This is a genomic window from Leisingera coralii (assembly GCF_049056525.1).
GTDB lineage: Bacteria > Pseudomonadota > Alphaproteobacteria > Rhodobacterales > Rhodobacteraceae > Leisingera > Leisingera coralii.
The window spans coordinates 61,055-83,865 of record NZ_JBHUPT010000062.1 but is presented as its reverse complement, the minus strand read 5'-3'; the positions used below and the strand labels follow the sequence as shown (position 1 = coordinate 83,865).

Genomic DNA, 22,811 nt, shown 5'->3' with positions numbered 1-22,811 from the left:
CCATGGCACGTTCCGTATGGAAGGGCCCCTTCGTTGATGCTTACGTCCTGAAGAAGGCCGAAGCAGCGCGTGAATCGGGCCGCAATGAAGTGATCAAGATCTGGTCGCGCCGTTCCACCATCCTGCCGCAGTTCGTCGGCCTGACCTTTGGTGTTTACAACGGCCAGAAGCATATCCCCGTCAACGTCTCGGAAGACATGATCGGTCAGAAGTTCGGTGAATACTCGCCGACCCGCACCTATTATGGCCACGCCGCAGACAAAAAAGCGAAGCGGAAGTAAGTCATGGGCAAGGAAAAGAACCCCCGCCGCGTGGCAGACAACGAAGCAATGGCAAAACTGCGCATGCTCCGTACCTCCCCGCAGAAACTGAACCTGGTGGCGCAGATGATCCGCGGCAAGAAGGTGGAAAAGGCTCTGAACGACCTGACCTTCTCCAACAAGCGGATTGCGCAGGACGTGAAGAAATGCCTTCAGTCCGCGATTGCGAACGCTGAGAACAACCATAACCTGGACGTCGACGAGCTGATCGTCGCCGAGGCCTGGGTTGGCAAGAACCTGACCATGAAGCGCGGCCGTCCGCGTGCCCGTGGCCGGTTCGGCAAAATCCTGAAGCCGTTCTCGGAGATCACCATCAAGGTGCGTCAAGTTGAGGAGCAAGCCTAATGGGTCAGAAAGTCAATCCGATCGGCATGCGCCTTCAGGTGAACCGCACCTGGGACAGCCGCTGGTACGCCGACACCAAGGACTATGGTGATCTGCTGCTCGAGGACATCAAGATCCGCGAGTTCATCAAGGAAGAGTGCAAGCAGGCAGGCGTTGCGCGCGTGATCATCGAGCGCCCGCACAAGAAATGCCGCGTCACCATCCACACCGCACGTCCGGGCGTTATCATCGGCAAGAAAGGCGCGGACATCGAAGTCCTGCGCAAGAAGCTGGCCAAGATGACCGACTCCGAGCTGCACCTCAACATCGTTGAAGTGCGCAAGCCGGAACTGGACGCTCAGCTGGTCGGCGAGTCGATCGCTCAGCAGCTGGAGCGCCGTGTGTCCTTCCGCCGCGCGATGAAGCGTGCGGTTCAGAACGCCATGCGCATGGGCGCCCTGGGTATCCGGGTGAACGTCGCTGGCCGTCTGGGCGGTGCGGAAATCGCGCGTACCGAATGGTACCGTGAAGGCCGCGTGCCGCTGCACACCCTGCGTGCCGACATCGATTACGCACACTCCGAAGCGATGACCCCCTACGGGATCATCGGGATCAAGGTCTGGATCTTCAAAGGCGAGATCATGGAGCACGATCCTTCGGCGCGTGACCGTAAAGCACAAGAAATCCAGGACGGCCCTGCACCCCGTGGTGCTGGTGGCGGCCGTCGCTAAGGAGGATTTGAGATGCTTCAGCCAAAGCGCACTAAATTCCGCAAGATGCACAAGGGCCGGATCCACGGCCTGGCAAAAGGCGGCTCGGACCTGAACTTCGGCACCTATGGCCTGAAGGCAACCACCCCTGAGCGTGTGACTGCACGCCAGATCGAGGCTGCCCGCCGTGCCATGACCCGCCACATGAAGCGTCAGGGCCGTGTCTGGATCCGTATCTTCCCGGACACTCCGGTGACCTCGAAGCCGACCGAAGTCCGTATGGGTAAAGGTAAAGGCTCCGTGGACTACTGGGCAGCCAAGGTTAAGCCCGGCCGCGTGATGTTCGAGATCGACGGCGTCAGCGACGAAGTCGCCCGCGAGGCCCTGCGCCTGGCGGCGATGAAGCTGCCGGTCAAGACCCGCGTCGTGGTCCGCGAAGACTGGTAATCCCGGTCTGCCAGAGAAAAATATGGCCCCCGCAGGTAACACTGCGGGGGCTTTTCTGTTCACGCTGACAGCGGTGGACTAGGCAAAATTGATTTAGAATGCCGGGATTAAGGCGCTGGGTTGCTCCATTCGGTCCCAAAAGTGGCCATGTTTCTGCGCGAAGTTCACCCGCAAGCGGTCCCGGATGACGTGTTCCTTGCCGAACTGAATAGTCCGGAGTTCGGGGCTGCCCTGGTGTTTTAACAGGAGGCTCAAATGAAACTCTTGACTGTCCCGACGGCCCTTCTCCTTTCCCTTTCTGCCTGCGGCGCAAGCAACTTTGCCGCCCCTGAATACGACAATACGGATATCTCCGCTGTTTTTGGCCCGGCCACAGGATACCGCAATCTGGATGGCGGGCGCGTGGTTTCCCGCAACTACCAGGGCGACGGGCCTGTCTGGGGCGGCAATGCCAAGCATTGGACCTCGCCGGATGGCTGCACCTACTCCCGCACCCAGGCCCCTGGCCGGGAACCGGTCTGGTATCTGGTGCTGAACCCGCATCACGCCGGCAAACCGAACGCCCATGGCGGCTGCCCGATCCGGGTGATGGAGAACAGTTGACCGCAGCAGCCGGGCGCTGCGGGCCTGCACCGTCAAATTTTGGCAATGGCGGAGGCCGCGCCGTCCGGAGATCTTGGAACCGCGCTGGAGCGAAGCTGCCGGTTGCTCCTGCGTGACTTAGCCTGCGAAGAGTGTGAACTGTAGCTGTTGGTGTTGCTCAGGCCGCATTTGGCAACTGAAGCGGCAGGCTTGCTGCACCGGCCGGAAAGGCCGGTGCAGGCGGTTTAACGGCGGTTATGCCGCCTTTACGATGTCCCCGCGGACCGGCTCCGGACCGGCAGCCGCAGGCGCGGCAGGCTCAAGCCGGAAGCCGGAGATCGCCCGGGCCAGGCTTGCAGCCTCGTCCCGCAGCATCTGGCCGGCCGCCGCCGTTTCCTCGAGCATGGCAGCGCTGCGCTGGGAGTCCTTGTCCAAAGCTTCAAGCGCCACATTCACCTCGGAAATGCTGTTGGCCTGTTCGGTGGTGTTCTCGGCAATCTCGTTCACCTTCTCCGCCGCCTGGGTGACGGTCTGCAGGATTGCAACCAGCGCTTCGCCAGCCTCATCCACCAGTTCGACCCCGCCGGTGACTTCGCTCTGGCTGCTGCTGATCAGGGTGCTGATCTCCTTGGCCGCGTCCGAAGACCGCTGCGCCAGCGCCCGCACTTCGGAGGCGACAACCGCAAACCCGCGCCCGGCTTCGCCCGCGCGGGCGGCCTCCACCCCGGCATTGAGCGCCAGCAGGTTGGTCTGGAAGGCCACGTCGTCGATCAGGCCGGTGATCTTGGAGATCGCGTCCGAGGATTCCTTGATGCGCTGCATCGCGGAGACGGTTTTCTCGGCCACTTCCCGGGTCGCTTCCGCCTTGGTCTGGGCGTCGTTGACGAACTGGCGGGCGTCCTGCGCGCTGCTGGCGGTATCGTGGACCGTGTCGCGGACAATCTGCAGCGCGGCGGAAGTCTCCTCCAGCGCCGCGGCCGAGGATTCGCCGCGCTGCGAGGCATCGGCGACGGCAGTGGAAATCTCCTGCGAGGTGTTGTTCAGCATATCGCCGCTGCCTGCCAGCTGCCGGACCACGGTTTCCAGGCTGCCGGCAAGGTTGTCGATGGCGCCGGCAATATCCTTGAAAACACCCTTCTGGCCTGCGGGCATCCGCTGGGTCAGATCGCCCTCGGCAATCGCGTCCAGCACCCTCAGCACGTCGCCCAGGCCCTTCTCGGCCACTTCGCCGATCGTGTTCACACCCTGGCCCAGGCCGCTGTCCCGGCTGCCGCCGCCGCTGGTTGCGATCCGGCGCGAGAAGTCCCCCTCGCCGCAGGCTGCGATGACTTCGGAAATCTCCTCGGTCAGCTGCTGCTTGGCGGCCTCGGCCTTGCGGAACTCGCCGGCCGCATTGGCGATTGCGGCGATCTCGCGGATGCTCGTTTTCGGGATTTCCGGGCTGAAGTCGTTCTGCATCATCTTCTTCAGAACGGTGTCGGTCTGCTTGAGCGGCCGGGCGATGCTGCGTGCCAGCAGCAGGGCCACCGCCACGAACAGGATCGAGCCGCCGATGCCGGCCCGCAGCGCGTTGGTCTGAGCCTCGGCGCTGACGGTCTCGCCCCGGGTGCGCACTTGGTCAAGCAGGCCGCGCACTTCCTCGTGGACCGCGGCCAGCAGCGGCTCGGCTTCGGCATAGTGGCCGGACACGTCCTTGCGCAGCTGTTTTTCCTTCAGCGATTCTTCCACATAGGCGGCAAAGGATTTCTGGTAGACCTCCATCAGCCCCAGGATCTCCTTCTGCTGCGCGGCGCTGTCATAATAGCTGGCCGGGAAGGCGCGGAACTCTTCCACCCGGGCGTTCAGCCGGTCCAGGTATTTCGGCGCCTGGCGCATGATGAAGTCCTTTTCGTGCCGCCGCATCATCAGCATTTTCACCTGCATGACCGGCTGATCCAGCGTCTTCAGCGTGCCCTCGGCATTCTTGACCGCCTTGCGCAGCTGCCCCTCCAGGCCGCTGTTCTCATCCAGGCCCAGGCGGATATTGCTGCCGGCCAGCGCGCCAAAACTGGCGTCGTAGGCGTCGATGGCAGCGCCGATCTCTTTCAGCTGCTGTACCGATCCCGACAGTTCCGCGACCTCAGGCATTTGCCGGCTTAGGGCTGCATAGGTCTCCTTGATCCGGGCCATCGTTTCGGCGTGGCGGGCGGTGTATTTCTCGTCGCGGCGCAGCAGGAAATCCTTTTCGGCGCGCCGGGCCATGAGGAATTCGAGCTCGATTTCATCAAGGCTCAGGTAAACCGCTTCGATTTTGGCGACCCGCTGTTGCATGTCGTCGCGCACGCCGTGCGAATAGAGCAGGAGGCTGACCAGGGCGGCCATCAGGCCGCCGGCCAAAACGATGATCGAGAGGATTGCCGTACTGACGGTAAGTTTTGATTTCATGTGACCTGGACCATTTCACTGAGACATCATTCTGGAGTTTTTTGACCCAAGATGGCCGTCAATCGTTAAATCAGCGTGAGTTTCCCCGTTACAAATTGCACTATCTGAACATATCCGCGGTTATGGCCTGCGCCGCCGGGCGTGGTTCGCATCCGGATCCGCGCCTGCGGCAGGGTCTCGCGCTTGCTTGCGGACTGCGCTAAGACGCAGCCATGGCCCAGATTGAATCGCTCTTCGTGACCCGCCTCTACCGCGCGCAGCTGTCCGAGTTCGGACCTGAAATCGACGCTCAGGAACTGGAAAACTCCTGCCTTGTCATTGCCGGCGACGACGATGCCGGGCAGGACTGGTGCGAGGAGAACGGCTATCCCGGCTATACCTCCTATGCCTCGCTGACGGATTTGCCTTGGCGGTTCCCGATTTTTGCCGACCTGGTGAAGTCGCTGGACCAGCACGTAGCGGCTTTTGCCAAGGATCTGGAGCTGGACCTGGACGGGCGCGCGCTGGTGTTGGAGGATCTGTGGATCAACATCCTGCCGGAAGGCGGCACCCATGCCAGCCACATCCACCCGCATTCGGTGATTTCCGGCACCACCTATGTGTCGATGCCGGACGGCGCCTCCGCGCTCAAGCTGGAGGATCCGCGCCACGCCATGATGATGGCGCACCCGCCGCGCCTGAAGACCTGCCGCCAGGAGCTGAAGACCTTTGTCTATCAGGCGCCCGCCGTTGGCGACGTGCTGCTGTGGGAAAGCTTCATCCGCCACGAGGTGCCGCTGAACATGGCCGAGGACGAGCGGATTTCTGTGAGCTTCAATTACAAGTGGGAGTGAGGCCCGGGCTGCCGTTTTTAGGCAGCGGAAAACGGCCATGAAAAATCGATTTTTCATGGCCGGAATTCCCGTGGAATTCCGGCGTGGCCAAAAAGCGGATTACCCGCGATCAGCCGCTCCACGTCCCCTGCATCACGCAATCCAGCCCGTCTACGGCCAAGTGCCATAGGCAGCCTAGGGCAAGGGCGCGGATCTTCCAGTTTGGAACCAGCAGCGCCGCGGCATAGGCGGCAGCGGCATAACCCGTGTGCAGCGGGTGAAATCCTATGCTGCAGCGGTTGGGATCGAAGATGGGCGTGGCCAGCAAATGGTCCGCGTCAATCATATTGGCCAGTATCATCAGCCCCGCTGCGGCGAGCCAGCGCGGCCTGCCGAAAAGGGGCCGCGCGATGACGAAAGGGGCCAGGAAGTGCGCGCCGTAGTGGATGACAGGCTCAAGAAAAGGAACGGCCGCGAGCATTTATCTGTTGGTCCTGAGCGATGGAAACAGTTCTACTAGGATGGGGCCGCTGCAAATGGCAACGCAAAAGGAAGCCAGTAGCAGGCTGTTGCAGCAAACGCACTTGCCCCTGCCCCCCGTCTCCTCTATAGGGACCCATCGCTTGTCCCCAATCCGTATGGATTTGGGCCCAGTGATTCTTTTTTCCGCGCTTTCCGGCGCGGTTTGACATAACCCACCAGGTTGCAAGGTGACCCGTCAGGGGCCTTCTGGTGCTTTGGACAAGGAACAAAGGCGATGAACGCCAATGATCTGCGCGAGAAGACCGTGGATGAACTCCGCGATATGCTCGCATCCCTGAAAAAAGAGAGCTTCAACCTGCGCTTTCAGCAGGCAACCGGTCAGCTGGAAAACACTGCCGGCATCAAAGCGGCCCGCCGCAATGCTGCCAAAGTGAAGACCATCCTGAACGAAAAAGCTGCAGCAGCAGCCGAATAAGGAGCGACACAATGCCCAAACGTATCCTGCAAGGCGTTGTGACCAGCGACGCAAACGCCCAGACCGTCACCGTCTCGGTCGAACGCCGCTTCACGCACCCGGTTCTGAAGAAAACCATCCGTAAGTCCAAGAAATACCGGGCTCACGATGAAAAGAACGCTTTCAAGGTCGGCGACACTGTCCGCATCATCGAATGCGCGCCGAAATCGAAAACGAAACGCTGGGAAGTTCTGGAAGCCTAAGAGTCTCATCCGAGACTCCTGGCGGCTAGACTTAACAGTCAGTCGAAACCCTGGGGGATACCAGCACGCATCGCTGCCCCATAGGTCGGGAGAAACCACATGATCCAGATGCAAACAAATCTGGATGTAGCTGACAACTCCGGCGCCCGCCGGGTTCAGTGCATCAAGGTTCTGGGTGGCTCCAAGCGTAAATACGCATCCGTTGGCGACATCATCGTCGTCTCGGTAAAGGAAGCCATCCCGCGCGGCCGCGTGAAAAAAGGCGACGTCCGTAAGGCCGTTGTCGTGCGCACCGCCAAAGAAGTCCGCCGCGAAGACGGCACCGCGATCCGTTTTGACCGGAACGCAGCCGTTATCCTGAACAACAACAACGAGCCGGTCGGTACCCGTATCTTTGGCCCGGTTGTTCGTGAACTGCGCGCGAAGAACTTCATGAAGATCATCTCGCTGGCTCCGGAGGTGCTGTAATCATGGCTGCTAAACTCCGCAAAGGCGACAAGGTCGTCGTGCTGGCCGGCAAGGACAAGGGTAAGGAAGGCACCATCGCCTCCGTTGACCCGAAAGCCGGCAAAGCCATTGTCGACGGCGTGAACATGGCAATCCGCCACACCCGCCAGACCCAGAACAGCCAGGGCGGCCGTCTGCCCAAGGCACTGCCGATCGACCTGTCGAACCTGGCACTGCTGGACAGCAACGGCAAAGCAACCCGCGTCGGCTTCCGCGAGGAAGACGGCAAGAAGGTGCGCTTCGCCAAGACCACCGGGGAGACTGTCTGATGCTTGACGCTGCAACCTACACCCCGCGCCTGAAGACGCTCTACAAGGACACCATCCGTGGCGCCCTGAAAGAGGAATTCGGCTACAAGAACGACATGATGCTCCCCAAGCTGGAGAAAATCGTTCTGAACATCGGCTGTGGCCGCGCTGCTGTCAAAGACAGCAAGAAAGCCAAATCCGCTCAGGCCGACCTGACCGCAATCGCGGGCCAGAAGGCTGTCACCACCGTGGCCAAGAACTCCATCGCCGGCTTCCGCGTTCGCGAAGGCATGCCGATGGGCGCCAAGGTGACCCTGCGCGGCGACCGGATGTATGAATTCCTGGATCGTCTGATCACCATCGCGATGCCCCGTATCCGCGACTTCCGCGGCGTGTCCGGCACCTCTTTCGACGGCCGCGGCAACTATGCCATGGGCCTGAAAGAGCACATCGTGTTCCCGGAAATCGATTTCGACAAGATCGACGAAGCCTGGGGCATGGACATCGTAATTGCCACCACCGCAAAAACCGACGCGGAAGCTAAGGCGCTGTTGAAAGCTTTCAACATGCCCTTCAACAGCTGATCGCGGGAAGGAAGAGACCATGGCTAAGAAAAGCATGATCGAACGCGAGAAGAAGCGCGAGCGCCTGGTGGCAAAATACGCCGCAAAGCGTGCCGAGCTGAAAGAAATCGCAAACGACGAATCCCGCCCGATGGAAGAGCGCTTCAAGGCGCGTCTGAAACTGGCGAAACTGCCGCGCAACTCGGCTCCGAGCCGTTTGCACAACCGCTGCCAGCTGACCGGCCGTCCGCACGCTTACTACCGTAAGCTGAAGATCAGCCGTATCGCGCTGCGCGAGCTGGGGTCTGCTGGCCAGATCCCCGGCCTGGTGAAATCGAGCTGGTAAGGGAGAGACTGATATGAACGATCCTATCGGCGATATGCTCACCCGTATCCGTAACTCTCAGATGCGCGGCAAATCCACCGTCATGACCCCGGCGTCGAAGCTGCGGGCATGGGTGCTGGACGTGCTGGCGGACGAGGGCTACATCCGCGGTTATGAGAAGACCACTGGTGAAAATGGCCACCCGGCCATCGAAATCAGCCTGAAATACTTCGACGGCGAACCTGTCATTCGCGAGCTCAAGCGGGTCTCCAAGCCCGGCCGCCGCGTTTACATGGGCGTCAATGACATCCCGTCGGTCCGTCAGGGCCTGGGCGTGTCGATTGTCTCCACCCCCAAGGGTGTGATGTCGGACGCAAACGCACGCGCAGCCAACGTTGGCGGCGAAGTGCTTTGCACCGTCTTCTAAGGAGGCCTCGCAATGTCCCGTATTGGTAAGAAACCGGTCGAACTGCCCAGCGGCGTATCCGCCTCTGTGTCCGGCCAGACCATCGAAGTGAAAGGCCCGAAAGGCGCCCGCACCTTCACCGCAACCGACGACGTGACCCTGTCCGTCGAGGACAACATCGTGAAGGTCGAGCCGCGCGGCAAGTCCAAGCGTGCGCGCCAGCAGTGGGGCATGTCCCGCACTCAGGTCGCGAACCTCGTCACCGGCGTGACCCAGGGCTTCAAGAAAGAGCTGGAGATCCAGGGTGTGGGTTACCGCGCTCAGATGCAGGGCAACACCCTGAAGCTGAACCTGGGCTACAGCCACGACGTCGACTTCGTTGCTCCGGAAGGTGTCACCATCACCGCGCCGAAGCAGACCGAAATCGTTGTGGAAGGCATCGACCAGCAGCAGGTGGGCGAAGTGGCGGCGAAAATCCGCGACTGGCGCCGTCCGGAGCCCTACAAGGGCAAAGGCATCCGCTACAAGGGCGAGTTCATCTTCCGCAAGGAAGGCAAGAAGAAGTAAGGACCAGCAAAATGGCAAACAGCAAACGTACCCTGTTTCTGAAGCGCCGGCTGCGCGTCCGGAACAAGCTTCGCAAAGTGAACGCAGGCCGTCCGCGTCTGTCCGTGCACCGTTCGAACAAGAACATCTCTGTTCAGCTGATCGACGACCTGCGCGGCGTGACCGTGGCCTCCGCTTCGACCCTGGAAAAAGATCTGGGTGTTGTTGGCAAGAACAACATCGAAGCAGCGACCAAAGTTGGTGCTCTGATCGCCGAGCGCGCAAAAGCGGCTGGCGTGACCGAGGCCTACTTCGACCGCGGCGGCTTCCTGTTCCACGGCAAGGTGAAGGCTCTGGCCGACGCTGCGCGTGAAGGCGGCCTGAAGATCTAATCTCATGCGGGCAGCCTTCACAGGCTGCCCCGATGATCCGGGAGACCGGCCTCCGGGCCGGATCTCACCAAGGATTGATAGAACAGGCGCCCCGGTCTTACTGGACTGCGCCGCACTGAAAGGAATGCCTGATGGCAGAACGTGAAAACCGCCGCGGCCCCCGCCGCGAGCGTGAAGAGGCACCGGAATTTGCAGATCGCCTGGTCGCGATCAACCGCGTGTCGAAAACCGTAAAAGGCGGCAAGCGCTTTGGCTTCGCAGCCCTGGTTGTCGTTGGCGACCAGAAAGGCCGCGTCGGCTTTGGCAAGGGCAAGGCGAAAGAAGTGCCTGAGGCGATCCGCAAGGCGACCGAGCAGGCGAAGCGCCAGATGATCCGCGTGCCGCTGAAAGAGGGCCGCACCCTGCACCACGACATGGCCGGCCGTCACGGCGCAGGCAAAGTTGTGATGCGCACCGCACCGGAAGGTACCGGTATCATCGCAGGTGGTCCGATGCGTGCCGTGTTCGAGATGCTGGGCATCAAGGACGTGGTTTCCAAGTCGATCGGTTCGCAGAACCCCTACAACATGATCCGCGCCACCCTGAACGGCCTGCAGAAAGAGCAGAGCCCGCGTTCGGTGGCTCAGCGCCGCGGCAAAAAGGTTGCTGACATCCTGCCCAAGCGGGACGACGCACCGGCAGCTGCCGAAGCTGAAGCGTAAGGAGTAGAGAGACATGGCAAAAACCATCGTCGTCAAGCAGATCGGCTCGCCGATCCGCCGCCCCGCCAAACAGCGCGCAACCCTGGTTGGCCTGGGCCTGAACAAGATGCACAAGACCCGCGAGCTGGAGGACACCCCCTCCGTGCGCGGCATGGTCAACTCGATCCCGCACCTGGTTCAGATCATCGAAGAGCGCGGCTAAGCCCTTTTCGGTCTCAGACTTTGGAAAACGCCTCCGGTTCGCCGGGGGCGTTTTTCGTTTGCCCAGGGGGCAGGGCAGGGCGTTGCCCTTGTGGCAAGTCCCTTGCAATGGCCGCATAGCGGCTTGCCGGTTGCGTCAGTTGTTGGAATCGGGCGGCAGGCCTATCTCGGGGCTGTCACAGAAAAGACCAAACAACGCACCGCCGGGAATAGGCCCGGCGTCAGACACAAGGACACATACGATGGCACATGTTATCTCCGCTGCACACACCGGCCACAGCTTCACCGCCCGCATCCGCACGGCATTCGAAGGCCTGGCCGACTCCTGGGCCAAAGCCCGCGAGTTCCAGCGCACCTACAACGAACTGGACGCGCTGAGCGATCACGAGCTGGCAGACATCGGCGTCCGCCGCAGCGATATCGCCGACATCGCGCAGCAGCACGTCTACGGCAAGTAATTCTCCCTCCCGGGCGCTCCTCTCCTCCTCCTCCTTCAAGCCCGGGGCCAAAGCGCTCCTGCCCTGCCGGGCGGGAGCGTTTTCTTTTGGCAGCGCTGCAAAACCCTCACGGGAATGTGCTATGCGGGCGCTGCATAGCTGCCAGACCGAAGCAGCCGTTGCGCCCGCCCGGGGCCATCCCCATTTCCCCTTCACTTCGAACGAACAGATCAAGCACCGCACCGGGAGCCCGTCCCGGCACCGATGTGAAGGAACAAGAACAATGGCTTATTCGACTCTCTCCGCCCCCGCCTCCGCAGGCTTCTCCACCCGCCTGCGCGGCATTGCCGTCGGCCTGATCCAGAACTGGAAGCTGCGCCGCGAATACCAGCGCACCGTGCAGGAGCTGCGCGCCCTGTCCAGCCGCGACCTGGCCGACATCGGCCTCAGCCGCTGCGCCATCCCCGGCGCCGCCCGCGAGCACGTCTACGGCAGTTGATCTCCCTGGCCGGCTGCGGATCCTCCTCCCTCTCCAACGCCCGGCCCCAAAGCGCCCCTGCCATTCCGGCGGGGGCGTTTTTGTTTCCCGCACAGCAAAGCCACCGCCCGGCGGCACCGCCGGGCAGCGCCCGACCCTCCCCCTCGGGGAGGGCGCCTTCAGCACCCGCCCCGAGGCTCGGTCGCTGCCCTCCGGGGCCATCAGAACCGGGGCATCCAGCCTGTTGCACACCCGGCGTACGCCCCGCCTACGGGGACTTAACCCAGCTGTGCCAGGATCCTCCCCGGTCATGATCACCCGCCGGGCCTGACACCCCCGGCACCTGGAACTGGGCTCCGGCGTGGCACCCGGAGCGCGTGAAACGCGCGTTTTCGCATGGGGGCAACCCCATCCCATCTCCACCCCGGCGGCGCCGCCACCCTTTAACGGACGGCCAGCGACGGAACGAACACGAGATAGATGTTAGGACACGCAACCGGCAGGGCAGGGGCCCTGGCGGCTGTTTCGGTGCGCTTTAGGGCGAGCCCCGCCCGCGGGGCTTGATCCCGTCCCCCATCGGGTCTATAGGCACCCGGTGGCGTTCCGCGCCACGGAATCACCAATCAAGAAACGCCGCGTTTGGCCCATCACGCTTCGGGGGCCACATCCGGCAAGGAGAAGCGACATGAAACTTCACGAACTGCGCGACAATCCCGGCGCCGCCAAGAAACGCACCCGTGTGGCCCGTGGCCCGGGTTCCGGCAAAGGCAAAATGGGCGGCCGTGGTATCAAAGGCCAGAAATCCCGTTCGGGCGTCTCGATCAATGGCTACGAAGGCGGCCAGATGCCGCTGTACCAGCGTCTGCCCAAGCGCGGCTTCAACAAGCCGAACCGCAAGGCATACGCCGTTGTGAACCTGGGCCTGATCCAGAAGTTCATCGACGCAGGCAAGCTGGACGCAGCAAACATCACCGAGGATTCGCTGGTCGCATCCGGCCTGGTGCGCCGCAAGCTGGACGGCATCCGCGTCCTGGCCAAAGGCGACATCACCGCCAAAGCCACCATCTCGGTCACCGGTGCATCGGCCGCTGCCGTTGACGCCGTGGCAAAAGCTGGCGGCACTCTGACTGTGGCAGCCCCCGCCGCCGCAGAGTAACGGCTTGTGAGCGGCGCCAATGCCGCTTACATAGTCCTCAGTTTTCCTTGAACGCCGCCCGAGCCGGAAAACGGTTCCGGGCGGCGTTTCCGCTAAAGAAGAGACCTTTTCATGGTATCAGCAGCAGAACAAATGGCGGCGAACACCAGCTGGGCTGCCCTTGGCAAGGCCACGGATCTGCGCAACCGCATCCTGTTCACCATCGGCCTTTTGATTGTCTACCGCCTGGGCACCTTCATTCCGGTTCCGGGAATCGACGCAGCCGCCCTGCGCCAGTTCATGGAGCAGGCAGGCCAGGGCATCGGCGGCATGGTGTCGATGTTCACCGGCGGCGCGCTTGGCCGGATGGGGATTTTTGCCCTCGGCATCATGCCCTATATCTCCGCCTCCATTATCGTTCAGCTGCTGGCCTCGATGTGGCCCTATCTTGAGCAGATCAAGAAAGAGGGCGAGCAGGGCCGCAAGAAGATCAACCAGTACACCCGCTACGGCACCGTGGCGCTGGCGACCGCGCAGGCCTACGGCCTCGCCGTGTCGCTGGAGCAGGGCGACCTGGCGACCGATCCGGGCATGTATTTCCGCATGGCCTGCATGATCACCCTGGTCGGCGGCACCATGTTCCTGATGTGGCTTGGCGAGCAGATCACCCAGCGCGGCATCGGCAACGGCATCTCGCTGATCATCTTCGTCGGCATCATCGCCGAGGTTCCGGCCGCCATCGCCCAGTTCTTCGCCTCCGGCCGCTCCGGCGCGATCAGCCCGGCCGTGATCATCGGCGTGATCTTCATGGTTGTCGCGGTGATCATGTTCGTGGTGTTCATGGAACGCGCGCTGCGCAAGATCCACATCCAGTACCCGCGCCGCCAGGTCGGCATGAAGGTCTATGACGGCGGTTCCTCGCATCTGCCGGTCAAGGTGAACCCGGCGGGCGTGATCCCGGCGATCTTCGCCTCCTCGCTGCTCTTGCTGCCGACCACCATCTCGGCGTTCTCCTCAGGCGCGGCGACCGGCCCGGTGATGTCGTGGCTGCTGGCAAACTTCGGCCCCGGCCAGCCGCTGTACCTCTTGTTCTTCGTGGTGATGATCGTGTTCTTCGCCTACTTCTACACCTTCAACGTCTCCTTCAAACCGGAGGACGTGGCGAACAACCTGAAGAACCAGAACGGCTTTGTTCCCGGCATCCGCCCGGGCAAGAAAACCGCGGAATACATTGAGTATGTGGTGAACCGCGTGCTGGTTCTGGGCTCGGCCTATCTGGCCCTGGTCTGCCTGCTGCCGGAGGTCCTCCGCGGCCAATTCGCCATCCCTGTTTATTTTGGCGGCACGTCCGTTCTGATTGTGGTATCCGTCACCATGGACACAATCCAGCAGGTGCAAAGCCACCTCCTCGCGCATCAGTATGAGGGCCTTATCGAGAAGAGCCAGCTGCGCGGGCGCAACAAGAAACGGACAAAACGGGGACCCTCTCGCCGATGACCAACATTATTCTCCTTGGCCCGCCGGGGGCGGGCAAAGGTACGCAGGCGCGCTACCTTGTGGAAAGCCGCGGCATGGTGCAGCTCAGCACCGGTGACATGCTGCGCGAGGCCCAGACCTCGGGTACCGAAATGGGCAAGAAGGTTGCCGCCATCATGGCCGAGGGCAAGCTGGTCACCGACCAGATCGTGATCGGCCTGATCCGCGAGAAGCTGCAGGGCGGCGCCGAGGGCGGCTTCATCTTCGACGGCTTCCCGCGCACCCTGGCCCAGGCCGATGCGCTGGCCAAGCTGCTGGAGGAGATGGACCTCAAGCTCGACGCGGTGATCGAGATGCAGGTCGATGACGAGGCGCTGGTCGCCCGCATCACCGGCCGCTCCACCTGCGGCGGCTGCGGCGAGGTCTACCACGACCAGACCAAGCCCTGGCCCGCCGACGGCAAATGCGCCAACTGCGGCTCCACCGAGGTCAAGCGCCGGGCGGACGACAATGAGGACAGCCTCAAGACCCGCCTGATGGAATACTACAAGAAGACCTCGCCGCTGATCGGCTACTACTACGCCAAGGGCAACCTGCAGCGCATCGACGGCCTCGCCTCGATCGACGAGGTGCGCCAGAACATGGCCTGGATCATGGGCGAGTGAGCCGCCGCTTACCGGATTGAAATGCCCCGTGCCATCATGGCACGGGGCATTTTCTTTTTCCCAGAGGCCGCAGGGCCGGGGGGCAGGGGCGCGTTTTCTTTGAACACGGGTTGACCCCCGCGGCAATTCCACATAGGCAACCCCATCCCTTCTGGGAATGATTCCCGGCAGGCGGATTCGTCTGTCTGCCTTATCACCTCGAAATGCTGGACCCTCTGGCCACACTGCCACGGTCAAGTGTTGTGAAAAAAGGTTCCGGAACTACGGAACCGCAACGAAAAGGAAAGTGACACGTGGCACGTATTGCCGGCGTTAACATCCCGACTGCAAAGCGGGTTCCCATCGCCCTCACCTATATCACCGGTATCGGCAACACCTCGGCGAAAGCGATCTGCGAAGCCGTGGGCATCGACCCGACCCGCCGTGTGAACGAACTGTCCGACGCTGAAGTTCTGGCCGTGCGCGAGCACATCGACGCCAACTACACCGTCGAAGGCGACCTGCGCCGTGAAGTTCAGATGAACATCAAGCGCCTGATGGACCTTGGCTGCTACCGTGGCCTGCGCCACCGCCGCAACCTGCCGGTCCGCGGTCAGCGTACCCATACCAACGCCCGCACCCGCAAGGGCCCGGCGAAGCCGATCGCCGGCAAGAAGAAGTAAGGGAGGCTTGATCAATGGCACGCGATAAATCCCGCATTAAGCGTAAAGAGCGCAAGAACATCGCCTCCGGCGTTGCTCACGTGAACTCTTCGTTCAACAACACCAAGATCCTGATCTCCGACGTGCAGGGCAACGCGATCTCCTGGTCGTCGGCCGGCACCATGGGCTTCAAAGGCTCGCGGAAATCGACCCCCTATGCCGCTCAGATGGCTGCAGAAGATGCAGGCAAGAAGGCACAGGAACACGGTGTGAAGACTCTGGAAGTCGAAGTTCAGGGCCCCGGTTCGGGCCGTGAATCGGCACTGCGCGCACTGGCTGCCGTCGGTTTCAACATCACCTCGATCCGTGATGTGACCCCGATCGCGCACAACGGCTGCCGCCCGCCGAAGCGCCGCCGCGTCTAATCGCAAAATTTTTTGCTGGGGCCCCGCTTGATTCGCAGGGCCCCAGTGCGTCATTTAAACCTCGGGCGTCCTTGGCCTTCCGGACATGGGGCAGGGACAGGAATGGAGGGAACGCATGATCCATAAGAACTGGGCAGAGCTGATCAAGCCGGCACAGCTGGAAGTGAAGCCGGGCAACGATCCTGCACGCCAGGCAACCGTTGTTGCAGAGCCGCTGGAACGCGGTTTCGGCCTGACCCTGGGCAACGCGCTGCGCCGCGTGCTGATGAGCTCGCTGCAGGGCGCCGCCATCACCAGCGTGCAGATCGACAATGTCCTGCACGAGTTTTCCAGCGTTGCCGGTGTGCGTGAAGACGTCACCGACATCATCCTGAACCTCAAGCAGGTTTCCCTGCGCATGGAAGTCGAAGGCCCCAAGCGCCTGTCGATCAATGCCAAGGGCCCGGCTGTTGTCACCGCAGGCGACATTGCCGAAACCGCCGGCATCGAGGTTCTGAACCGCGATCACGTGATCTGCCACCTGGACGATGGCGCCGACCTGTTCATGGAACTGACCGTGAACACCGGCAAGGGCTATGTCTCGGCAGAGAAGAACAAGCCGGAAGACGCACCGATCGGCCTGATTCCGATCGACGCGATCTATTCGCCGGTCAAGAAGGTCTCCTATGACGTTCAGCCGACCCGTGAGGGCCAGGTTCTGGACTATGACAAGCTGACCATGAAGGTGGAAACCGACGGCTCCATCACCCCCGATGACGCCGTGGCCTTTGCCGCCCGCATCCTGCAGGACCAGCTGGGTATCTTCGTCAACTTCGACGAACCCGAATCGGCCGGCCGCCAGGACGAGGACGACGGTCTCGAGTTCAACCCGCTTCTGCTCAAGAAAGTGGACGAGCTGGAACTGTCTGTGCGTTCGGCAAACTGCCTGAAGAACGACAACATCGTCTATATCGGCGACCTGATCCAGAAGACCGAAGCGGAGATGCTGCGCACCCCGAACTTCGGCCGCAAGTCGCTGAACGAGATCAAAGAGGTTCTGTCGGGCATGGGCCTGCACCTCGGCATGGACGTCGAGGACTGGCCGCCGGACAACATCGAAGATCTGGCCAAGAAGTTCGAAGACAGCTTCTGATGGTTTCGAGGAGGGCTCCGGCCCTCCTCTTCAATGCCCGGGCCTGCCGGGGACGACATGGGCACCTGCCCCAAGGAGAGCAGCTGACACGCATCAGCCGCCTGACAAAGCAAAACGCAAGACAAGGAACTGAAAAATGCGTCACGCACGTGGTTACCGCCGCCTGAACCGTACTCATGAGCACCGCAAGGCCCTGTTCTCCAACATGGCCGGCTCGCTGATCGAGCACGAGCAGATCAAGACCACCCTGCCCAAGGCAAAAGAACTGCGCCCGATCGTTGAAAAACTGATCACCCTGGCGAAACGCGGCGACCTGCACGCCCGCCGTCAGGCCGCAGCCAAGCTGAAAGAGGACAAGGACGTCGCGAAACTGTTCGAGGTTCTGGGCCCGCGCTACAAGGACCGTCAGGGCGGCTATGTCCGTGTCCTGAAGGCCGGCTTCCGCTATGGCGACATGGCTCCGATGGCAATCATCGAGTTCGTCGACCGCGACGTTTCCGCCAAGGGCGCAGCCGACAAGGCCCGCCTGGCAGCAGAAGAAGCAGCTGCAGAAGCTGAAGAATAAGACGCGCTGACCCTTTAGGGTTCGGCTATCTGGCCCCCGCTCCGCCCGGAGCGGGGGTTTTTCGTTACGCGACGACAATCGCAGGATGTTTAGAATTCACTTTTTGTGCGAAAGAGATTCGTAATTTTATTCTGATTTCACTGCCGCATCCCATAAGCTCCGGATCGGATGTGATGAAAAAGAATAAGACCTCCGCAGCCAGGCGGTTCTCACTGGCAAATCTCAGTACCAAGGCAAAAATCGTTTCGGTGGCCCTGTTTCCCCTGCTGCTGGTGCTTGGCGTCGGCGTGCTGGCGGTTGTCGACCTGGGCCGCATGGAAAAGACCTCCAAGGCGGTTGATCACACCGGAGAGATCCTGAGCGAGGCGCAGGCGCTGGCGGTGGCCGCCTTTGATATGGAGGCGGGCCTTAGCGGCTACCTGCTGGCGGGGCGGGAAGAGTTCCTGGAACCCTACGAGGCAGGCAAGGCCGAGGTGGCCAAGGCGGTGGCCGCCTTGGAAACCCTGGCGGCGGATGACCCGGAGATGCTGGCAGACCTGAACGAGGCGGCGCAGACGCTGACCGGCTGGCAGGAGAATGTCGCCGCCGCCGCCATCGAGCTGCGCCGCGAGATCGGCGACGCCAAGACCATGAACGACATGGCCGACGAGGTGAAACAGTCCAAGGGCCGCGTCTTCTTTGAGGAATTCAGCACCGAACTCACCAATGTCATCGAAGAGGAGGAAGTGCAGCTGTCCAACCGGCGCAACACCTTCCTGTCGCTGGTGAATGCGGGGATCGCGGATCCGGACTATCTGAACACCTCGCTGGAGGCGGTGGAGCAAACCCACCAGGTCATCAGCAAGGCCAAGGATCTGCGGGCTGCGGCGGTGAATATGGAATCGGCGATGCGCGGCTTCCTTCTGACCGGCGACCCGAAATTCCAGGGCATCTATGTCGACAGCAGCATCCAGTTCGACGGGCTGCTTGCGGGGCTGAAATCGACGATGGGCGATGAGCTGATGCAGGTGAACCGGCTCAACAACATGACCCGGATCATCGGCAAATGGCGCAGCCAGGTGGCCGCGCCCTCGATGCGGATGCGCCGCGAGATCGGCGATGCCGCCACCATGGACGATATGGCCGACCGGGTCGCCGAAGGCCAGGGCAAGGCCTATTTCGACAGCTTCCGCGCCACCATGGACTCGCTGCAGGCCAAGGGCGCCGAGACCATGGCCGCCCGCCGCGCTGCCAGCGATGAAATCGCGGCGCAGACCCGGATGATGATCCCTGCCGCCATCGGTGCGGCGATTCTGATCGGTGCGGTGATGGCGCTGGTCACCGGCTCCGGCATCGCCTCCGGCATCCGCCGTATCGTGGTGTCGATGCGCGGCCTGGCCGAGGGCAACAACGCTGTCGAGATCCAGGGCCAGGAGCGCGGCGACGAAGTCGGCGACATGGCCCGCGCGCTGGAGAAGTTCCGCGACGAGCTGGTGCGGATGCAGGAAGCCGAAAAGCAGAAGGCGGAAAGCAAGGACGCCGAGCTGGCGGGCGTGGTGCAGGAGCTGAGCGAGCGCCTGTCGCGCCTGGCGCACGGCGATCTCACCATCCGCATCGAGGAGCAGTTCCCGGAGGAATACGAGCAGCTGCGTGCGGACTTCAACGAATCGATCGACAACCTCACCGCCACCGTGCAGGAGGTGATCGGTGCCTCGGCCAGCATCCGCAGTGGCGCGGCTGAGATCAGCCAGGCCTCCGACGACCTGTCGCACCGCACCGAAAGCCAGGCGGCGACCCTGGAGGAGACCGCCGCGGCAATTGATGAGCTGACGGCCAGCGTGAAATCCGCGGCAGAGGGCGCCCGCAACGTGGAAAACACCGTCCGGGAGGCCCGTCAGGAGGCTGAAAGCAGCGGCGAGGTGGTGCAGGATGCGGTGACCGCGATGAGCGGCATCGAGGACAGCTCCAACAAGATCTCGCAGATCATCTCGGTGATCGACGACATCGCCTTCCAGACCAACCTGCTGGCGCTGAACGCAGGCGTCGAGGCTGCCCGTGCGGGTGAGGCGGGCCGCGGCTTTGCGGTGGTCGCGTCCGAAGTGCGCGCCCTGGCGCAGCGCTCCTCCGATGCGGCGATGGAGATCAAGACCCTGATCGGCGACAGCTCGCGCCAGGTGGCGGAAGGCGTCGATCTGGTCGGCCGCGCCGGCCAGGCGCTGCACTCGATCGTCGGCCGGGTCAGCCATATCTCGCAGCTGGTGTCGGAGATCGCCGAAGGGGCGGAGGAGCAGTCCACCGGCCTGCATGAGATCAACACCGGCGTGACCCAGCTGGATCAGGTGACCCAGCAGAACGCGGCGATGGTGGAGGAGGCCACCGCGGCAGGCCACATGCTGAACACCGACGCCGTGAAACTCGCCGAACTGGTGGCGCGCTTCCAGGTGGACGGCAGCGCCGCCGCGCCTGCGGCCCCTGCGGCGCCAGCGCCGTCTGCCCACGGCGGCGATGACTGGGAGATCGAGGCCAGCCCGGCGCCCGCCGCAGCCGTGCCCGCGGCAGAGGGCAATGCTGCCCGCGACCTCTGGCAGGATTTCTGATCCGCCCCGGCACGTGATGCAGGCCCTCCCGCGCGGAGGGCCTGCTGCCATTTTCCGGGGTGACAGGGGGGCGAATCTCCGCTAGCGTCCGGCCCATGACCCGTACCTATGCCGCATTCTGGTATTTCTTTTATCCGCGCCACATGGCGGACGGAGGGGTCAGCGCATTCTGAGTTAGGACATCGGAACGCACCAGGATACCACCCAACCGCCCGCAAGCTGCAGGCGGTTTTTTTGTCTCCGCCGCAGCGCCCAGGGCCCCCCGCCAAGGAAGCTGAAACATGACACCCCAGACCGAAAACCTCCGCATCACCGGCATGCAGGAACTGATCTCGCCCGAGGATCTTGCTGCGCAGCTGCCCAGCACCGCGGCGGCCACCGATACCGTGCTGGCGAGCCGCACCGCGATCCAGGATGTGCTGCATGGCCGCGACGACCGGGTGATCGCCGTTGTCGGCCCCTGTTCCGTCCACGACCCCAAGGCGGCGATGGACTATGCCCGGCGTCTGGCGCCGCTGCGGGAACGGCTCGCCGGCCAGCTGGAGATCGTGATGCGGGTCTACTTCGAGAAGCCCCGCACCATCAGCGGCTGGAAGGGGCTGATCAACGACCCCGGCCTCGACGGCTCCTTCCGCATCAACGAAGGGCTGGGCCTGGCGCGCCGCCTGTGCCTGGACATCAACGCCCTCGGCCTGCCCGTGGGGACCGAGTTCCTGGACACCGCGGTGCCGCAGTACATCTCCGACCTGGTCGCCTGGGCCGCCATCGGCGCCCGCACCACCGAAAGCCAGATCCACCGCGAGATGGCCTCCGGCCTCAGCTGCCCGGTCGGCTTCAAGAACGGCACCCGCGGCAATGTGCAGATCGCGGTGGACGCGGTGCGCTCGGCCGCCCATCCGCATCATTTCATGGCGCTGGCCAAATCCGGCCGCGCGGCGATTGCGGCCACCAGCGGCAATCCGGACTGCCATGTGATCCTGCGCGGCGGCGGCGGCACCAACTATGACGCGGCTTCGGTCGATGCGGCCTGCAAGCTGGCGGAAAAGGACGGCATCCGCGGCCATGTGATGATCGACGCCAGCCACGCCAACAGCGGCAAGGATCCTATGAAGCAGCCCGCGGTGCTGCGCGACGTGGCGGGCCAGATCGCAGGCGGCGACACCCGCATCACCGGCGTGATGATCGAAAGCCACCTGGTGGCGGGCCGCCAGGATCTGGGCAAGGGGGAGCTGACCTATGGCCAGTCGATCACCGACGGCTGCCTCGGCTGGGAAGACACGGTCACCGAGCTGGAACATCTGGCCGAGGCGGTAGAGGCGCGCCGTGCAGCCGCCGCCCAGCAGGACCTGGCGGAGGCCTGAGGCATGAACCGGGCGCGCGCCTTGCGGCGCGTGCCTCTCTTCCCGGCGGCAAGAGGGAGAGGGCGGTGGCAGTTTCTGTTGCATGCCGCCGCGTCTTCCGCATCTTTGGGGCAGAGGCGCCGCAGCGGGGAGGACAGCATGCTGGAACAAATGCCTGAACGGATCGAAGGCCCGGCGGCATGGACCGGCACGGAGATGCAGGCGCATCCCGGGCGCTGGCTGGTGCAGCTGGTGCCGGAGGACATCGCCGACCTGGAACAGGCCGCACGCCACTACCTGAGCCTGGGCCGCGACATCGGTGAAATCACCAAGGCGGATTTTCCGCTGACCCGCTTTGCCGCCCATCTGGCGGCGCTGAAGGACAAGCTGCTGCACGGCATCGGGTTCGAGGTGCTGCGCGGCCTGCCGGTGGCGGGCTATAGCCAGGAAATGGCCGCCGCCATCTTCTGCGGCGTGGGGGCGCATCTGGGCTCTGCACGCTCGCAGAATGCGGCGGGCCATATCCTGGGCCATGTGCGCGACATTGGCGCCGATGCCAATGACCCCAACACCCGCATCTACCAGACCCATGCACGCCAGACCTTTCACACCGACAGCGCCGATGTGGTGGGCCTCTTGTGCCTGCAGGCGGCGAAGGAGGGCGGCGATTCGCTCTTGGTCAGCGCCGAGGCGATCTATAACCGGATGCGCGCCGAATGCCCGGACCTGCTGGCGCGGCTGTTCGACCCGATCGCCACCGACCGCCGCGGCGAGGTGCCGGAGGGAATGCAGCCCTTCATGACCATCCCGCCGCTCAGCTGGCACGAGGGCAGGCTCACCGTGTTCTACCAGCGCCAGTATATCGACAGCGCCCAGCGGTTCCCCGAAGCGATGCGGCTGACGCCGGAGCATGTGGCGGCGCTCGACATGTTCGACGCGCTGGCCAATGACCCGGCGCTGCATCTGACCATGCGGCTGCAGCCAGGGGACATGCAGTTTGTCTACAACCACTCCCAGCTGCATGACCGCACCGGCTTTGCCGACTGGCCGGAGCCCGCGCGCCGCCGCCACCTGTTCCGTCTGTGGCTGTCGCCGGAGGGCGACCGGGAACTGCCGGAGTGCTTCAAGCAGCGCTACGGCAGCATCACCCCCGGCAGCCGCGGCGGGATCATCACCAAGGGCACCAGGCTGCACGCGCCGCTGGACTGAGCCCTGCCGGCCCTTCCTTCATCT

Annotated in this window: 31 protein-coding genes; 29 read left to right on the top strand and 2 right to left on the bottom strand. The window is 63.1% G+C overall.

The window, feature by feature from the left end; translation table 11 throughout:
* The first annotated feature begins 2 nt into the window (after positions 1–2).
* From rpsS to ACFMBG_RS18870, 5 genes are all read left to right on the top strand, one after another.
* Entirely contained in the window at positions 3–281 is a 279-nt protein-coding gene (gene rpsS / locus ACFMBG_RS18890) for a 30S ribosomal protein S19 (protein ID WP_008554066.1), read from the top strand.
* Between the two features lie 3 nt (positions 282–284).
* Positions 285–665 carry a 50S ribosomal protein L22 gene (gene rplV / locus ACFMBG_RS18885; RefSeq protein WP_421056230.1) on the top strand — a complete coding sequence of 127 codons (381 nt, stop codon included), beginning with the start codon at positions 285–287 and terminating at the stop codon, positions 663–665.
* On the top strand, positions 665–1,375 hold the full coding sequence (gene rpsC / locus ACFMBG_RS18880) for a 30S ribosomal protein S3 (protein WP_058285585.1): 711 nt from the start codon (positions 665–667) through the stop codon (positions 1,373–1,375). Before rplV ends, rpsC begins: the two co-directional genes overlap by 1 nt.
* Positions 1,376–1,387: 12 nt before the next feature.
* A complete protein-coding gene (gene rplP / locus ACFMBG_RS18875; protein ID WP_027235542.1) occupies positions 1,388–1,801 on the top strand; it encodes a 50S ribosomal protein L16 in 414 nt (137 codons plus the stop codon).
* Positions 1,802–2,056: 255 nt separating this feature from the next.
* Positions 2,057–2,404 carry a hypothetical protein gene (locus tag ACFMBG_RS18870; RefSeq protein WP_421056229.1) on the top strand — a complete coding sequence of 116 codons (348 nt, stop codon included), beginning with the start codon at positions 2,057–2,059 and terminating at the stop codon, positions 2,402–2,404.
* A gap of 234 nt (positions 2,405–2,638) precedes the next feature.
* Here the strand turns inward: ACFMBG_RS18870 and ACFMBG_RS18865 are convergent, their stop codons facing one another.
* Positions 2,639–4,807: a methyl-accepting chemotaxis protein gene (locus ACFMBG_RS18865; protein WP_421056228.1), complete on the bottom strand. Its 2,169-nt coding sequence runs from the start codon at positions 4,805–4,807 to the stop codon at positions 2,639–2,641.
* Positions 4,808–5,019: 212 nt separating this feature from the next.
* Between ACFMBG_RS18865 and ACFMBG_RS18860 the strand changes: the two genes are divergently transcribed.
* Positions 5,020–5,640: a TIGR02466 family protein gene (locus ACFMBG_RS18860; protein ID WP_421056227.1), complete on the top strand. Its 621-nt coding sequence runs from the start codon at positions 5,020–5,022 to the stop codon at positions 5,638–5,640.
* Between the two features lie 109 nt (positions 5,641–5,749).
* Here the strand turns inward: ACFMBG_RS18860 and ACFMBG_RS18855 are convergent, their stop codons facing one another.
* Positions 5,750–6,100: a DUF6122 family protein gene (locus ACFMBG_RS18855; protein ID WP_421056226.1), complete on the bottom strand. Its 351-nt coding sequence runs from the start codon at positions 6,098–6,100 to the stop codon at positions 5,750–5,752.
* A 276-nt stretch (positions 6,101–6,376) separates the two neighbouring features.
* Between ACFMBG_RS18855 and rpmC the strand changes: the two genes are divergently transcribed.
* The 23 genes from rpmC (at position 6,377) to ACFMBG_RS18740 (ending at position 22,787) form a co-directional block, all read left to right on the top strand.
* The gene (gene rpmC, locus ACFMBG_RS18850; RefSeq protein ID WP_008554543.1) at positions 6,377–6,577 is read left to right on the top strand and encodes a 50S ribosomal protein L29; all 201 of its coding nucleotides are present in this window, start codon (positions 6,377–6,379) and stop codon (positions 6,575–6,577) included.
* 11 nt (positions 6,578–6,588) lie between these two features.
* Positions 6,589–6,819 (top strand): 30S ribosomal protein S17, encoded by a 231-nt coding sequence (gene rpsQ, locus ACFMBG_RS18845; RefSeq protein ID WP_008555996.1) that lies wholly within the window; start codon positions 6,589–6,591, stop codon positions 6,817–6,819.
* A gap of 99 nt (positions 6,820–6,918) precedes the next feature.
* Positions 6,919–7,287, top strand: a complete 369-nt coding sequence (gene rplN, locus ACFMBG_RS18840) for a 50S ribosomal protein L14 (RefSeq protein ID WP_005621870.1) — start codon at positions 6,919–6,921, stop codon at positions 7,285–7,287.
* Positions 7,288–7,289: 2 nt separating this feature from the next.
* On the top strand, positions 7,290–7,595 hold the full coding sequence (gene rplX / locus ACFMBG_RS18835) for a 50S ribosomal protein L24 (protein WP_421056225.1): 306 nt from the start codon (positions 7,290–7,292) through the stop codon (positions 7,593–7,595).
* Positions 7,595–8,158, top strand: a complete 564-nt coding sequence (gene rplE / locus ACFMBG_RS18830; protein WP_421056224.1) for a 50S ribosomal protein L5 — start codon at positions 7,595–7,597, stop codon at positions 8,156–8,158. Before rplX ends, rplE begins: the two co-directional genes overlap by 1 nt.
* 19 nt (positions 8,159–8,177) lie before the next feature.
* Positions 8,178–8,483, top strand: coding sequence for a 30S ribosomal protein S14 (gene rpsN / locus ACFMBG_RS18825; RefSeq protein WP_027235536.1), 306 nt, complete (start codon positions 8,178–8,180; stop codon positions 8,481–8,483).
* Positions 8,484–8,496: 13 nt separating this feature from the next.
* A complete protein-coding gene (gene rpsH / locus ACFMBG_RS18820; protein WP_008554600.1) occupies positions 8,497–8,889 on the top strand; it encodes a 30S ribosomal protein S8 in 393 nt (130 codons plus the stop codon).
* Between the two features lie 12 nt (positions 8,890–8,901).
* On the top strand, positions 8,902–9,435 hold the full coding sequence (gene rplF / locus ACFMBG_RS18815) for a 50S ribosomal protein L6 (protein ID WP_421056223.1): 534 nt from the start codon (positions 8,902–8,904) through the stop codon (positions 9,433–9,435).
* Positions 9,436–9,446: 11 nt separating this feature from the next.
* The gene (gene rplR / locus ACFMBG_RS18810; RefSeq protein ID WP_421056222.1) at positions 9,447–9,806 is read left to right on the top strand and encodes a 50S ribosomal protein L18; all 360 of its coding nucleotides are present in this window, start codon (positions 9,447–9,449) and stop codon (positions 9,804–9,806) included.
* Between the two features lie 131 nt (positions 9,807–9,937).
* Complete coding sequence (gene rpsE / locus ACFMBG_RS18805) at positions 9,938–10,507, top strand: 30S ribosomal protein S5 (protein WP_039174353.1); 570 nt, start codon at positions 9,938–9,940, stop codon at positions 10,505–10,507.
* Between the two features lie 13 nt (positions 10,508–10,520).
* Complete coding sequence (rpmD, locus tag ACFMBG_RS18800; protein WP_019298002.1) at positions 10,521–10,709, top strand: 50S ribosomal protein L30; 189 nt, start codon at positions 10,521–10,523, stop codon at positions 10,707–10,709.
* Between the two features lie 241 nt (positions 10,710–10,950).
* Positions 10,951–11,166 (top strand): DUF1127 domain-containing protein, encoded by a 216-nt coding sequence (locus ACFMBG_RS18795; protein ID WP_421056221.1) that lies wholly within the window; start codon positions 10,951–10,953, stop codon positions 11,164–11,166.
* A 262-nt stretch (positions 11,167–11,428) separates the two neighbouring features.
* Positions 11,429–11,644: a DUF1127 domain-containing protein gene (locus tag ACFMBG_RS18790; protein ID WP_421056220.1), complete on the top strand. Its 216-nt coding sequence runs from the start codon at positions 11,429–11,431 to the stop codon at positions 11,642–11,644.
* 664 nt (positions 11,645–12,308) lie between these two features.
* A complete protein-coding gene (rplO, locus tag ACFMBG_RS18785; protein ID WP_421056219.1) occupies positions 12,309–12,779 on the top strand; it encodes a 50S ribosomal protein L15 in 471 nt (156 codons plus the stop codon).
* Positions 12,780–12,890: 111 nt separating this feature from the next.
* Positions 12,891–14,255, top strand: coding sequence for a preprotein translocase subunit SecY (gene secY, locus ACFMBG_RS18780; RefSeq protein WP_421056218.1), 1,365 nt, complete (start codon positions 12,891–12,893; stop codon positions 14,253–14,255).
* The gene (locus tag ACFMBG_RS18775; RefSeq protein ID WP_421056217.1) at positions 14,252–14,899 is read left to right on the top strand and encodes an adenylate kinase; all 648 of its coding nucleotides are present in this window, start codon (positions 14,252–14,254) and stop codon (positions 14,897–14,899) included. The genes secY and ACFMBG_RS18775 overlap by 4 nt, the downstream gene beginning before the upstream one ends.
* A 293-nt stretch (positions 14,900–15,192) precedes the next feature.
* Positions 15,193–15,561 (top strand): 30S ribosomal protein S13, encoded by a 369-nt coding sequence (gene rpsM, locus ACFMBG_RS18770; protein WP_421056216.1) that lies wholly within the window; start codon positions 15,193–15,195, stop codon positions 15,559–15,561.
* A gap of 14 nt (positions 15,562–15,575) precedes the next feature.
* Positions 15,576–15,965: a 30S ribosomal protein S11 gene (gene rpsK / locus ACFMBG_RS18765; protein WP_027235523.1), complete on the top strand. Its 390-nt coding sequence runs from the start codon at positions 15,576–15,578 to the stop codon at positions 15,963–15,965.
* Positions 15,966–16,080: 115 nt separating this feature from the next.
* Entirely contained in the window at positions 16,081–17,097 is a 1,017-nt protein-coding gene (locus tag ACFMBG_RS18760) for a DNA-directed RNA polymerase subunit alpha (protein ID WP_421056215.1), read from the top strand.
* A 136-nt stretch (positions 17,098–17,233) separates the two neighbouring features.
* Positions 17,234–17,662, top strand: coding sequence for a 50S ribosomal protein L17 (gene rplQ, locus ACFMBG_RS18755; protein WP_421056214.1), 429 nt, complete (start codon positions 17,234–17,236; stop codon positions 17,660–17,662).
* A gap of 173 nt (positions 17,663–17,835) precedes the next feature.
* On the top strand, positions 17,836–20,238 hold the full coding sequence (locus ACFMBG_RS18750; RefSeq protein ID WP_421056213.1) for a methyl-accepting chemotaxis protein: 2,403 nt from the start codon (positions 17,836–17,838) through the stop codon (positions 20,236–20,238).
* A 281-nt stretch (positions 20,239–20,519) separates the two neighbouring features.
* Positions 20,520–21,599: a 3-deoxy-7-phosphoheptulonate synthase gene (locus ACFMBG_RS18745; protein ID WP_421056212.1), complete on the top strand. Its 1,080-nt coding sequence runs from the start codon at positions 20,520–20,522 to the stop codon at positions 21,597–21,599.
* Positions 21,600–21,737: 138 nt separating this feature from the next.
* Positions 21,738–22,787 carry a TauD/TfdA family dioxygenase gene (locus ACFMBG_RS18740; RefSeq protein ID WP_421056211.1) on the top strand — a complete coding sequence of 350 codons (1,050 nt, stop codon included), beginning with the start codon at positions 21,738–21,740 and terminating at the stop codon, positions 22,785–22,787.
* Positions 22,788–22,811: the final 24 nt, after the last annotated feature.

Excerpts from the sequence above, each read along its gene's own strand:
- rplN (WP_005621870.1), top strand. The coding sequence starts at position 6,919 with ATGATCCAGATGCAAACAAATCTGGATGTAGCTGACAACTCCGGCGCC.
- ACFMBG_RS18795 (WP_421056221.1), top strand. The coding sequence starts at position 10,951 with ATGGCACATGTTATCTCCGCTGCACACACCGGCCACAGCTTCACCGCC.
- ACFMBG_RS18750 (WP_421056213.1), top strand. The coding sequence starts at position 17,836 with ATGAAAAAGAATAAGACCTCCGCAGCCAGGCGGTTCTCACTGGCAAAT.
- ACFMBG_RS18855 (WP_421056226.1), bottom strand. The coding sequence starts at position 6,100 with ATGCTCGCGGCCGTTCCTTTTCTTGAGCCTGTCATCCACTACGGCGCG.
- rplQ (WP_421056214.1), top strand. The coding sequence starts at position 17,234 with ATGCGTCACGCACGTGGTTACCGCCGCCTGAACCGTACTCATGAGCAC.
- ACFMBG_RS18790 (WP_421056220.1), top strand. The coding sequence starts at position 11,429 with ATGGCTTATTCGACTCTCTCCGCCCCCGCCTCCGCAGGCTTCTCCACC.
- rplF (WP_421056223.1), top strand. The coding sequence starts at position 8,902 with ATGTCCCGTATTGGTAAGAAACCGGTCGAACTGCCCAGCGGCGTATCC.
- rpsC (WP_058285585.1), top strand. The coding sequence starts at position 665 with ATGGGTCAGAAAGTCAATCCGATCGGCATGCGCCTTCAGGTGAACCGC.
- rplO (WP_421056219.1), top strand. The coding sequence starts at position 12,309 with ATGAAACTTCACGAACTGCGCGACAATCCCGGCGCCGCCAAGAAACGC.
- ACFMBG_RS18865 (WP_421056228.1), bottom strand. The coding sequence starts at position 4,807 with ATGAAATCAAAACTTACCGTCAGTACGGCAATCCTCTCGATCATCGTT.
- secY (WP_421056218.1), top strand. The coding sequence starts at position 12,891 with ATGGTATCAGCAGCAGAACAAATGGCGGCGAACACCAGCTGGGCTGCC.
- ACFMBG_RS18745 (WP_421056212.1), top strand. The coding sequence starts at position 20,520 with ATGACACCCCAGACCGAAAACCTCCGCATCACCGGCATGCAGGAACTG.
- ACFMBG_RS18775 (WP_421056217.1), top strand. The coding sequence starts at position 14,252 with ATGACCAACATTATTCTCCTTGGCCCGCCGGGGGCGGGCAAAGGTACG.
- rpmD (WP_019298002.1), top strand. The coding sequence starts at position 10,521 with ATGGCAAAAACCATCGTCGTCAAGCAGATCGGCTCGCCGATCCGCCGC.
- ACFMBG_RS18760 (WP_421056215.1), top strand. The coding sequence starts at position 16,081 with ATGATCCATAAGAACTGGGCAGAGCTGATCAAGCCGGCACAGCTGGAA.
- rpsS (WP_008554066.1), top strand. The coding sequence starts at position 3 with ATGGCACGTTCCGTATGGAAGGGCCCCTTCGTTGATGCTTACGTCCTG.
- rpsH (WP_008554600.1), top strand. The coding sequence starts at position 8,497 with ATGAACGATCCTATCGGCGATATGCTCACCCGTATCCGTAACTCTCAG.
- rplR (WP_421056222.1), top strand. The coding sequence starts at position 9,447 with ATGGCAAACAGCAAACGTACCCTGTTTCTGAAGCGCCGGCTGCGCGTC.
- rpsQ (WP_008555996.1), top strand. The coding sequence starts at position 6,589 with ATGCCCAAACGTATCCTGCAAGGCGTTGTGACCAGCGACGCAAACGCC.
- rplE (WP_421056224.1), top strand. The coding sequence starts at position 7,595 with ATGCTTGACGCTGCAACCTACACCCCGCGCCTGAAGACGCTCTACAAG.
- rpsK (WP_027235523.1), top strand. The coding sequence starts at position 15,576 with ATGGCACGCGATAAATCCCGCATTAAGCGTAAAGAGCGCAAGAACATC.
- ACFMBG_RS18870 (WP_421056229.1), top strand. The coding sequence starts at position 2,057 with ATGAAACTCTTGACTGTCCCGACGGCCCTTCTCCTTTCCCTTTCTGCC.
- ACFMBG_RS18740 (WP_421056211.1), top strand. The coding sequence starts at position 21,738 with ATGCTGGAACAAATGCCTGAACGGATCGAAGGCCCGGCGGCATGGACC.
- rpsN (WP_027235536.1), top strand. The coding sequence starts at position 8,178 with ATGGCTAAGAAAAGCATGATCGAACGCGAGAAGAAGCGCGAGCGCCTG.
- ACFMBG_RS18860 (WP_421056227.1), top strand. The coding sequence starts at position 5,020 with ATGGCCCAGATTGAATCGCTCTTCGTGACCCGCCTCTACCGCGCGCAG.
- rplX (WP_421056225.1), top strand. The coding sequence starts at position 7,290 with ATGGCTGCTAAACTCCGCAAAGGCGACAAGGTCGTCGTGCTGGCCGGC.
- rplV (WP_421056230.1), top strand. The coding sequence starts at position 285 with ATGGGCAAGGAAAAGAACCCCCGCCGCGTGGCAGACAACGAAGCAATG.
- rpmC (WP_008554543.1), top strand. The coding sequence starts at position 6,377 with ATGAACGCCAATGATCTGCGCGAGAAGACCGTGGATGAACTCCGCGAT.
- rpsE (WP_039174353.1), top strand. The coding sequence starts at position 9,938 with ATGGCAGAACGTGAAAACCGCCGCGGCCCCCGCCGCGAGCGTGAAGAG.
- rplP (WP_027235542.1), top strand. The coding sequence starts at position 1,388 with ATGCTTCAGCCAAAGCGCACTAAATTCCGCAAGATGCACAAGGGCCGG.